This is a genomic window from Arthrobacter psychrochitiniphilus (assembly GCF_003185915.1).
Classification (GTDB): Bacteria; Actinomycetota; Actinomycetes; order Actinomycetales; family Micrococcaceae; genus Specibacter; species Specibacter psychrochitiniphilus.
Map to the genome: position 1 here is coordinate 51,992 of NZ_QHLZ01000016.1, position 10,091 is coordinate 62,082.

Annotated in this window: 10 protein-coding genes and 1 pseudogene; 5 read left to right on the forward strand and 6 right to left on the reverse strand. The window is 54.6% G+C overall.

Features of this window, described 5'->3' with window-relative positions:
- Positions 1-182 precede the first annotated feature (182 nt).
- A complete protein-coding gene (locus CVS29_RS17170) occupies positions 183-617 on the forward strand; it encodes a protein-tyrosine phosphatase family protein (RefSeq protein WP_110107745.1) in 435 nt (144 codons plus the stop codon).
- 268 nt (positions 618-885) lie between these two features.
- Here the strand turns inward: CVS29_RS17170 and CVS29_RS17175 are convergent, their stop codons facing one another.
- The 3 genes from CVS29_RS17175 to CVS29_RS17180 form a co-directional block, all read right to left on the reverse strand.
- Entirely contained in the window at positions 886-1,110 is a 225-nt protein-coding gene (locus tag CVS29_RS17175) for a transcriptional regulator (RefSeq protein ID WP_245932315.1), read from the reverse strand.
- Positions 1,111-1,412: 302 nt separating this feature from the next.
- Positions 1,413-1,604 carry a hypothetical protein gene (locus CVS29_RS19005; protein ID WP_245932316.1) on the reverse strand — a complete coding sequence of 64 codons (192 nt, stop codon included), beginning with the start codon at positions 1,602-1,604 and terminating at the stop codon, positions 1,413-1,415.
- A gap of 24 nt (positions 1,605-1,628) precedes the next feature.
- Complete coding sequence (locus CVS29_RS17180) at positions 1,629-2,630, reverse strand: integrase catalytic domain-containing protein (RefSeq protein WP_245932317.1); 1,002 nt, start codon at positions 2,628-2,630, stop codon at positions 1,629-1,631.
- A gap of 157 nt (positions 2,631-2,787) precedes the next feature.
- Here CVS29_RS17180 and CVS29_RS17185 point away from each other — a divergent pair, with 157 nt between their 5' ends.
- Together CVS29_RS17185 and CVS29_RS17190 are read left to right on the forward strand one after the other, a co-directional pair.
- A complete protein-coding gene (locus CVS29_RS17185; protein ID WP_110107762.1) occupies positions 2,788-3,249 on the forward strand; it encodes a hypothetical protein in 462 nt (153 codons plus the stop codon).
- 133 nt (positions 3,250-3,382) lie between these two features.
- Positions 3,383-3,700, forward strand: coding sequence for a hypothetical protein (locus tag CVS29_RS17190; RefSeq protein WP_110107747.1), 318 nt, complete (start codon positions 3,383-3,385; stop codon positions 3,698-3,700).
- 117 nt (positions 3,701-3,817) lie between these two features.
- Here the strand turns inward: CVS29_RS17190 and CVS29_RS19315 are convergent.
- Positions 3,818-4,850, reverse strand: a pseudogene (locus tag CVS29_RS19315) (IS30 family transposase); the annotation flags it as partial.
- 347 nt (positions 4,851-5,197) lie between these two features.
- On the opposite strand from CVS29_RS19315, the gene CVS29_RS17200 reads away from it, so the two are divergent.
- The gene (locus CVS29_RS17200; protein WP_170121026.1) at positions 5,198-6,217 is read left to right on the forward strand and encodes a glycosyltransferase; all 1,020 of its coding nucleotides are present in this window, start codon (positions 5,198-5,200) and stop codon (positions 6,215-6,217) included.
- Positions 6,214-7,293 carry a hypothetical protein gene (locus CVS29_RS17205; RefSeq protein WP_110107750.1) on the forward strand — a complete coding sequence of 360 codons (1,080 nt, stop codon included), beginning with the start codon at positions 6,214-6,216 and terminating at the stop codon, positions 7,291-7,293. The genes CVS29_RS17200 and CVS29_RS17205 overlap by 4 nt, the downstream gene beginning before the upstream one ends.
- Here the strand turns inward: CVS29_RS17205 and CVS29_RS17210 are convergent.
- Both CVS29_RS17210 and CVS29_RS17215 read right to left on the reverse strand, forming a co-directional pair.
- Positions 7,290-8,174 carry a glycosyltransferase family 2 protein gene (locus CVS29_RS17210; protein ID WP_110107752.1) on the reverse strand — a complete coding sequence of 295 codons (885 nt, stop codon included), beginning with the start codon at positions 8,172-8,174 and terminating at the stop codon, positions 7,290-7,292. The genes CVS29_RS17205 and CVS29_RS17210 overlap by 4 nt on opposite strands.
- 387 nt (positions 8,175-8,561) lie before the next feature.
- Positions 8,562-9,671 (reverse strand): FUSC family protein, encoded by a 1,110-nt coding sequence (locus CVS29_RS17215; protein ID WP_170121027.1) that lies wholly within the window; start codon positions 9,669-9,671, stop codon positions 8,562-8,564.
- Between the last annotated feature and the right edge of the window lie 420 nt (positions 9,672-10,091).

Below are 10,091 nucleotides of genomic sequence, written 5' to 3' on the forward strand. Positions count from 1 at the left end.
AAAGCGTATTGGCGTGTGAATCGGCGTCAGAGAGCATGATGGATCGGGTGATAACTTACATTATTTGTATCGCCTCAGGCCAAGAGGCACTGGCAGACGGGTTGTTCCACTCAGGCTTCCCTTACGGCCCCGTCCCCACGATACGCACTGCCTTGTCCTTTGTCGGCAGATAGGTTGGGATCATGCACAGTGTTTGGGATGCTGACGATTCGGGTGTGATGCGTTTGCCGTCGGGCCGATTACTGCGCGGCCGCGGCCTACATCAACAAATCCCCAGTGGAGCTACACCCGACTTCGCGGTCTACCTCCTGGGCAAGAGACCTTCCCCGTCCAAATGGGAAGCACGATGGGTGCTGTGGCCCGACTTTCCGCTGCCCAAGGACCGCGACGACGCGCGGGACGCGCTGCGTGAAGCCTGGCTTCGTTCCGAGAGAGAACGAGTCGAGATCTTTTGCGATGGCGGCCATGGGCGCACGGGCACCGCGCTGGCGTGTATCGCTGTGCTCGACGGCGTGCCCGCCGACAAGGCAGTGAAGTTCGTTCGCGAGCAATACAACTCACGCGCAGTCGAGACACCGTGGCAACGCCGGTACGTCGCGCACTTCACCGCGGACTGACCCACTCGCCTGACGACCAGCCTCAAGAGGTCTGTCGCACAAGCCGTTCCTCAAAGGAACGTCGGCTCTACCAAGCCTTGAAAATTTGCTTGTGATCCCAGTGGCCCCTCTGTGGTCCGGCATATGGGACGTTTTCAAAGGTCTGTGCGAGACACCACGGGATGAACTTCTTCTGCGAGATCGCGGTCTTAGGTGGGTTTCCCTGCAATCTTCTGGAGTGCTTGCACGTGGGCTTCAAGGCGGATCGTCCTGCGCTCGTCAGGGATATCTAGGTGATCTGGCGCGCGTCGCGCCGGTCCACGGACGCGTTCTTCCCAGAAGAGACGTAACCGGCTGAGGCTAGGACCTTCACGTTCTTAGAGAGGGTCGCGTCAGAGACCTCCAGCGCATCCTGGAGTACGGCGAAATCAAGATTGTCAGCCTGGTGCAAGAGTCCACAGATCCTCAACCGCACGGGTGCATGGATGATGTTATCGAAACTACTCTCACTCACGTCCCAACACCTCCACGGCCGGGCAGACCCGGCGGCCCCTCTGGAGGACAGAGCGCTACGTTGTCAACTGCAATTTAGAACTGACCACTGCCGCAAACGGTCAAATCTAAATGCCGCCTGTGGTCAGTTTAGAGTTGCAGTTAACACAGAACAGCACGAATACTCAACACCAGCTCCGACCCAGCCAGATACCCAAAACCATACATCTCAATAATGGTTCCATTGATGGGAACGCCTATAGCCGCTTCTTACAATGCGAGTCAGTAGATCATCGCCGGGGCTGACCTCCCCGGGGAATCATGTCAAGATGCCCGCTTAGGTTTCTTCGTGGAATCATTTGATAGTGCCCGCAGGGCTGGTTGATTCTTGGCGCCTTGTTTTGCCGTTGTTAGTGTCAGCAGTTCGCTGGCGAGGTGTTGGAGCTGGCGTTGGATGGCGGCCGGGTTCAGCGGTTTGTTCTCCCTTGCCAGTTTTGTCTTGACTGCTTTCTTCACGGTCCCCGTGTCGGCCAGGACTTGTTAGTACGGGGTGGCCGGCAGGTCGTACTTCTTGGTGATCTTCGCCCCGGTGCGGACTTTCTTGACGAGTTTCTGCTGGGGACCGAAGTGGTTCGTCAACAGGCGTTGCAGCGCCCAAATCTGGTTCAGCAACTCCAGTTCTGCAGCGGTGTCGTAGCGGTGGTAGCCGACGGTCTGGCGGACGATGTGCCAGTTCTTCTGCTCCACATGCGCACCGTCATTCTTGTTCCCGGACCTAGACCTAGTGAACGTCAAATTCTCCTGCTCACACCAGCGAAACAACTCCCAATTGATGAACTCACTGCCGTTATCGCTATCGAGTCCAAGGATCGGAAACGGGAACGCCGCAGTGGCATCCTTGATGGCCGCAAACACCCATTTCTGGGCCTTGTTCTTCACCGACCGGGTCTCGGTCCATCCCGTGGCGATGTCAGTGATATCAAGGGTGAAACAGAACTCGCCCCGGGAATTGCCACCCTCATGACCAACTAAATCTATCTCGACAAAACCGGGGACAGCGTCGTCCCACTCGGCCCAGGTCCGCATCGGGATGGAGTCTTTGAGCAGCGTCCCGGGCTTGGTACGAGAGCGCCCGCGTGGGTCAAGCTTTCCCCGATCTCCTTTGAGCCGGCGATCGATCATGGCCGGGGCAATCCGTAACAACAATTGAGCTGTCACATCGTCAATATCCAGTTCCTTGAACCGGCGCAGCCGGGGCACAAGATCGGGTAAGGCCGCCGCCAGCAACCTGCCACAGGGTGTGCCCTGAACGGCCCAGCAAAACCTCAACGCCTCTATCACGGACTCCCCGTACAGCGGCGGCCGGGGCGGCCTCGCCTTCACCACCTTAAGCACCAGCGCCTGCCGTAGCCCCTTACGCGCATGGTCCCGATGCCAGCCCGTCACCGCGCACAACTCATCCAAAATAGTCTTCTTAGCAGCCCGGCTCGAACGGGAATACCGAAGGGCACTGGCCTTCGTGATCGCCTGACGTTGACTCATCAAAAGCTCCATGGCTCACAGTGCCCCGCCAACAGATGCCAGCACGGCAGACGCGCCGCTACGCGGGCATTACCAAATGATTCTTCGATAACAGCTACGCGGGCATCTTTGATGAGTCAACGCGGGCACTGGGATAAGAAGACTTATGCTACTAATCATGAGAACTCTCAAGAGCGACGACGGACCTGATGATGACCACCGGCGGGACGCAGGGGTTAGTGATGCAACCGTCAAGGCACTGGGGAAACTCTCGGAAGCTTTAGAGGTGGTGGAGCACGCCCGCGGATATCTCTATGGATTCCATCGCTTAACAGGTAAAGCAGATTTAGCGCTCGGTGAAGCTGTTGAGCTTCTGCGAGAATCCGGTGCTGAGGCACTGGCCGAACAGCTGGAGCAAGAGCTAGTCGGTAGGAACGTCATCAATGGGCGGTGGACGTTCCAGATAGTAGAGGACTACGACGACGGGTATTACTCCGCGTTTAAAGCAGCCGAGTCTATGGCCAGGCATGAACTAGCCGAAGGGAAACGTCATCTCTTTGAAGCAGAGATGAAAGAGGACCGACGTACACACGGTCTACCCCACCACGAAGCCCTCCCCACCGAACAAGACACTCAATAAAAACTATCTAACAGTGGCATCAGCGATGAACACAGAATAAGAACAACTGTATTCGCGGTAAGTCCCAACACTATTGGATATATCCACAATAGATTGAACTGTTATACCCTTGATACCAACGAAGGAGAACACTATGAGCACCAGTGAATACCCGACGCAACAACCAGAACCAACCGAAGGCGGCTACGGCACACCCACTCCGGAGCAAGAAATGCCCCCAAGTGTTGACGCTGTCACCATGGAAACGCGAAAGCAAGCATCCACCAACGAAGAAAATCTCGAAGGGAAAGACCACAAGGGGTCCACCCACGAAAAACAAGATAGCGAAAACGCCCAACGAGACGATAAAAATAATCCGGATACCCTCCCTGATGGCTCTGGAACAAACCGAGAAGGTGCGGGTTCCGAGCATGGCCAAGAAGACGGCGACGAGTCCTTCAGTGCTGGCTGATCACTCTCACACCTTGAACGTTTGAACTCGCCCACCCATCATCAGGTCGTAAACAACCGTTCGTTTGCTGAAATTTGAATAGATAATCAAGAACCCGAGCAGCGGTGGGCGGTGTCCAGCGGTCTTAGCAACATCGTCGTTGAGCATCTTGGTGAATACTTCTCGGGGTGTCAGGAATCCCAGGACGGCGCGGGGGCGGTCGTTGCGCTCGTCCGCGATGGAGTCTAGATAGGGCTGGTGGCTGGTCAGCTCGATACCCTTGGGCAGGTACTCCCTGATCAGCCCATTCGTGTTCTCATTCGACGGGCGTTACCACGCCGAGTGGGGGTGCGCGAAATACACCGGCAAGTCCGTAGCCAGCGTGAGTTGGGCGTGGCGGGCCATCTCGGTGCCTTGGTCCCACGTCAAGGACCCGCGCATCAACACCGGCAGGTCATTGACCAGATCTATGAGGACATCGGCGAGTCCGTCGGCCTTCTTACCTTCGGGCAGGCCCAGCATGATCAGGAACCTGCTGTTCCTCTCAACGAGGGTTGCGATGGCACTCTTGCTGCTTTTATCGACCATCAAATCACCCTCCCACGCGCTGGGAACACGGCGATCTGAGGCTTCCTCGGAACGGTCATCAATGCTGACCATGCCAATGATCCGTCCACCGTTGTGTTCACCCAGCGGCTTCACGGATTTACGCTTCGTACGCTTGGATTGCAGCAGGATTCCTGACTTGGTCAGCTCGCCCTTAGTCAGGGCGTAGATCCATCGGTAGATCGCTTCGTGGGAGACGGTGTGGCCTTCGACGTCGGGTGATTCCGTCATGGTCTCAACGCTGGCGTCTGTGGCTTCTAAACGCAAACGGCCTTAGGATCTGCCGCGGCGCCCTCGACCTGGCCAGATCCACCTTCAGCCGGGTTGCAAGAACCACATCTGTATCGATTTTCCGTGCCTACGGACGGCTTCGCCGGCGCTCGGCAGCACAGTCGGCACACACCGGACGGTAGTCACGGGTCTTCGTCGAATTCCAGTGGCGTTCGCGCCAAATAATCGTGTGGTCCCGGCCAAGATCCGCGCCGATCTGCCGATCCGTCTTGCCAGCCAGTATACCTACAGCGATATCCGCGCGATCCGAAAACGACAACGCCCTACGACCCACCAGCAACTCCTCTACTCAACCAACTTGTTGCTTCGAGAGTATGACACCGCCGGCCCTCCGCAGGTCACTCTGGCTCTACTAGGAACTGGTCGATGGTTAAGACTACTCACACCTACGCTGTCCGCTAGGAAGAGTGAATTGGTATTTGTGACGTCCTTGTGTTATCTAATAGTAACGAAATCTGAATTGATCCCCGTCCGCGTCTTGAGGCAATAAAAAAATTAAGGGAGCCTGCTGGCCATGTCGATGCTGCTATGAAATCCCAGGTACCTATAGGGTCCAGCCCTTTGCGCATTGCCGTCCTAGCCCATCTTCACCATCCGATCACCTCACCATTCGCAGGGGGTATGGAGTCCCACACCGCGCACCTGGTTACCGGATTGGTTGCTCAAGGTCATGAGGTAACACTCTTCGCTAAAGGCGGCAGTGTTGTTGGCTGCCCTCTGGTCCCTGTTCTTGACGCTGGGTTCGTAGTGCGTGGGTACCCGGAGGACGAGAGGACTAACGAACAGCATGAGGTCCTCGACGGAGCCATGGAGCGAGCGGTGAAACTCATCCAGGCAGGTTGTTTTGACGCGGTGGTGAATAATTCATTAAGCCCTGTACCCCACCGTCTTTTGATGCAGTTACCTACCCTTCATGTTCTGCATACTCCGCCGCTACCCCGATTGATTGAGATATTGAGGGATCCGGCCACAACGCTGCAGCAGTGGCACCGTTACGTTACTGTCTCCGAAGCCAATGCATGTCCTTGGCGAGAATGGCTACCGACCATTGAAATCGTTCACAATGGCATCGATTTGTCGCACTGGGACGAGTGGGCCGAGCCGAAACATTCAGTAGCGGCTTGGACCGGACGTATCGCAGCGGAGAAAGGTACCCACGTGGCAATTGCCGCAGCACGTGAAGCGTCCCTGAAATTGCGTATTGCCGGTCCCATCCACGACCAAGAGTACTTCCGGAGCCAGATTGAGCCGCAACTCGATGATGACATCATGTATTTGGGACACCTAAATCAACAAAAATTACAGCGCTTGATCGCTTCGTCCCAAGTATTTCTCTCCTCTCCTCTCTGGGAGGAACCGTTCGGACTCACCACGCTCGAAGCTATGGCCTGTGGAACCCCGGTGGCTGCGCTACCTGCCGGTGCTATGGCTGAACTCATTGGCACGACCGGAGGCGTTGTCGCTGACAGCCGCGACAGTAAGTCACTATCGGTGGCAGCGACCCGAGCCAAAGACATGGACCGTAAGCAGGTTCAGGCACGAGCCAGCAGGTTCGCTCTGGCTGGAATGATCGAAGGTTATGAGCGGATACTTCACTCTATGGTTCATCGTTCCTTCTCCCAAGCCTCAGAGGGGTCATGAACCGATACAAGGTTTCTTACTACGCCCATCATTTTGGTACTGGCCATCTGCGTCATGCCCAAAAAATTGCGGCCAGCAATTTGTTCGATCTTCAAGTCACCAGCACAGGTCCTCGTAACAACGCTCTGCTGAAGGGCAACTTGGAATATGTGAGCCTAGTTCCAGATGTGATTGCTGCTATTCCTGAACCAGCATTGCCGCCCGGATCTTTCTTGCACTACGCCCCTACAGGCGAGCTCATTCAACAACGTTTTGCGGAACTCAACAGGGCGTGGAAACAATTCGCTCCGGATGTAGTGATGGTCGATGTTTCCGTAGAAGTCGCACTCTTCGCTCGATTGAGTGGCTATCGGGTTGCTTTCCGTCGGATGCCAGGTAATCGGAACGACCCGGCACACCAACTGGCGTACTCGTTGGCGGACACCATTTTCGGCTACTTTCCTGTCAGTTTGGAAGATCCCACGCATCTGGAGAAATTTGGTTACAAGACTCACTACCTTTCGGTGGCAGAGCCAAAGGATTCTTCGTTTTCCCCCGGTCATGACACTTCCTACACGCCGGGACAGCAGAAAGTGGTAGTGCAAACATCCTTAGCATCCGCGATTCCCTTAGAGCACCTGGCACGAGCCGCCGCTGCTTCGCCAGAATGGGACTGGGACGTTGTGGGTTCCGTGGAAGCAGATGCCACACCGCTGCCTTCAAATTTGAGACTCCACGGTGTTCTTTCGGATCCAATACCCATCATGCGCTCGGCTACAGTGATCATCAGTTCTGCTGGACACAACGCTGTGGTCGCTGCTGCGAACTGCCACAGACCCGTTCTGTTAGTGCCCGAAGAGCGCCCGTATGCGGAGCAACTGACCTTTGCAGTGGCTCTGCACAAACGTGCTGGTCTCGAGATGGTCGAAAACTGGTCAACATCGGTAAATTGGCCACGGATACTAGAACAGGCCGCAATCAGTGACCCACACGCGCTAGCAAAAACTCTCTTTATTCAACCGGCCAATTTCAATGAAAGACTGCTCGATCTCTTGCATGCAACGGCAACAGACGCCCAGACCTCCGTCATTTTCTAGTAAGCCGCCGAGATATGAGCTGCTTGAATTTCTTCAGCCGTAGGAATACGCCGCACAGTGAGGGAAGCCCTAGACGGTATCCAAGAAATCAAGCCCAAACGGGCAAAAGCCCTCAACCAACCTTCCATGGGCCATACACTCCAGCGGGAGTGAAACAAACGAGCATTCTCAACAATCTCCAAGAAGTGGTTCAACGGCGGGTTATAGACCCCATGATGCTGATGGAACACCGGTGCTTCTATGAACTTCACCGGGATTTTTGCCTCCCGGATTCGAAACGCGAAATCAGTATCCTCTCCGCCGTATCCGGCATAACTCTCATCGAACCCACCCACTTCGGCAAAGACACTAGCGTGGATTGCGAAACCCAAAGACCAGAACATTGCATGTCCGGACATGTTTGATTCCATGGGGAGTCGATCACGGGTGTGATGTCTGATGGAGGCGGCGAGTAAAGACTTATCATCCGCTACCAGTGTGGACTCCAACGGCTTCGTCAAATATCGTGGCTCTGCCATGGCTAGGACAGTCTCCTCGCTCAACACCTGCATGAAAGTGCCGAACAAGTCCGACGAGGGAATAGAATCCACATCCAGGAAAATAAGGTTTGGGGTTTGGGCAGCCGCGGCAGCCCTATTCCGCGCTTGCGACAACGGCAAACCCGAATGAGACTGGGAGGAAGAAATGTGGATGATGCGCAAAGGAACATCACAACGTAACGGAGCCGGACAGGAATCGTCCATATAAACGATCACCACCTCAGTAGGACGCAGCTTGGAGGCATTCACACCAGCCAACAAACGCCGTAGATGGTCCGCCCGACCATGCACTAAAACGAGCACTGAAAAATCACCTACTGTCCAGGTTTGCTCACCTGTCATAATCACCCTCTATTTCTTGTTGCGGACACCTTTGAACATGTCGGTGCTGGACTTCTATATTGAGTGCCTACAAGAGCTACCTTAGGTTGACGAGGTAGGGTCTTGAATACCGGACCAAGGACACGTGTTACAAATCGAGTCATTGTTGTTCCGCGTAATGGCCACGCTCCTACTCTTACTAGACTCGCTGAAGCCCGTAAAAATGCCTCCAAATTAACGGGAAAGTGGACGACATCGTCCTCGTCCCCATCGAGACACTGCCCGAAGAAGTGCATACCTCGCTTCGAAACCGCCAGGCACAACTCGTACGCTGACCTTGCGGTAACCACCTAAGACGAAAGGTAAAAAGAATACTTTAGGTACGGTGAGTACTATGAACTTTTCATTCTAAACCGGTTCTTCTGCCCTATCTTTTATAATTCGTTGGTGCAGGGAGTTTAAGATCCGCTCGCAATCGAAAGCTACTGCAGCACCTGGGGTCAACGACAAGTCCTTTTGACGCGCCGAACGTTTCAGTTCAGAATCAAGCAGATTAAGTGCCTCCCGAGCTTGATCAAAATGTCGTTGCTCGGCCGTTCCCTTATCCCAAGAACTCATCAGAGATCCTACCGATTGCAAACACTCGCTCATGGGCTTGCAAGTATTTGGATGAAGTCGATTGTTAGAGTCGTTGCCCCAAATAACAGTGGAAAGAACCTCTGTAATATCACGAATATTAAAGGCAACGGCTTCCAAAGTATTCAGGTCTTCAAAGCTCTCAGTGACTAGCTGGTGACGGGAATGCAGGTAGGCACGGGGGTTACCTTTACGGCTTTCATCCGCGTGGTAGGCCGCTCCCCTAATCTCACTCACAGTAGTGTTAATAAGCCCTGAGCGTTGAGACCAATCTTCACGTTCCGGCGGCCAACTCTCCACCAAAGCACGAGCGATGTCCTCTAGCTGACCGACCAACAGATTCCTACCGCGAGAAACCAGCAATCGAGCGGCATCTATGGCCAAAGGCGGGAAGATCAGCAGATTCACGACCAATCCTACGGTGACCCCGAGGGCCATCTGCAGCGCGTACCCAACCGAGTACGAATCCGCATCCTGCCCACCAACGATCAAAACAAAGAGAACAGCCACGGGCACATAATCTTTGCCCACCCCCAAACGAGGGTCACCTGCTACCAAAACACCCAGTCCTACCGCCAAAGAAATGCTGAGAATATTCGGAGTACCTGCTAAAAGAACCCCGGCGGCCAGTGCAATGCCTATAAAAAGTCCAGCCAACGTTTGCAATCCTGCTCGCACCGACCCCATCAATGTCGGATACATGCTAACCAAAGCGCCCAGCGGAGCGTAATACGGATATTTATCCGCCACTCCGGGCATGTAACGAGCTAGAATCCATGCCACTCCCACAGCCAGTGACGTTTTCGCGGCCAATAGCAGCCTCTGTCCTGCCAAGCTCGATTTCGCCCAAACTAAGAACCGTTTCCAAGTCTTCTTCACCACGGAAAACACCCACGTGACCCGAGTACCATTCGTTCACTCTCCATGTTTCGTTACAAAGACCCCACCTTCCCAAATGGTGGGATAGAAAATGCCATAGCGACCACTGTTTGAGCGGTAAAGCTGTTTCCTACGGGAAGGCCAGAGAAAAACTCAAGAATCCAGACCACAACTACCTAAGCACCATCATTATGTGGCGTCCTCATGCCGAGAGTCAACGGACTAAATCGCCCGGGTATAGGCACCTTGTACAGACTCCGGAACATCCCACTTGACCTGGACAGAGGGTGGCGAGCCGAAGACTCGTGACGTGAGAGTCAGTACTTACTAAACACGGACCCCGGGTCTCAGGACTCTGGACACGCTCTGGTGACGGGTTCGGGGTTCGTCGATTTTTCGGGGTTTTTCTTGATAAAAGCCTGT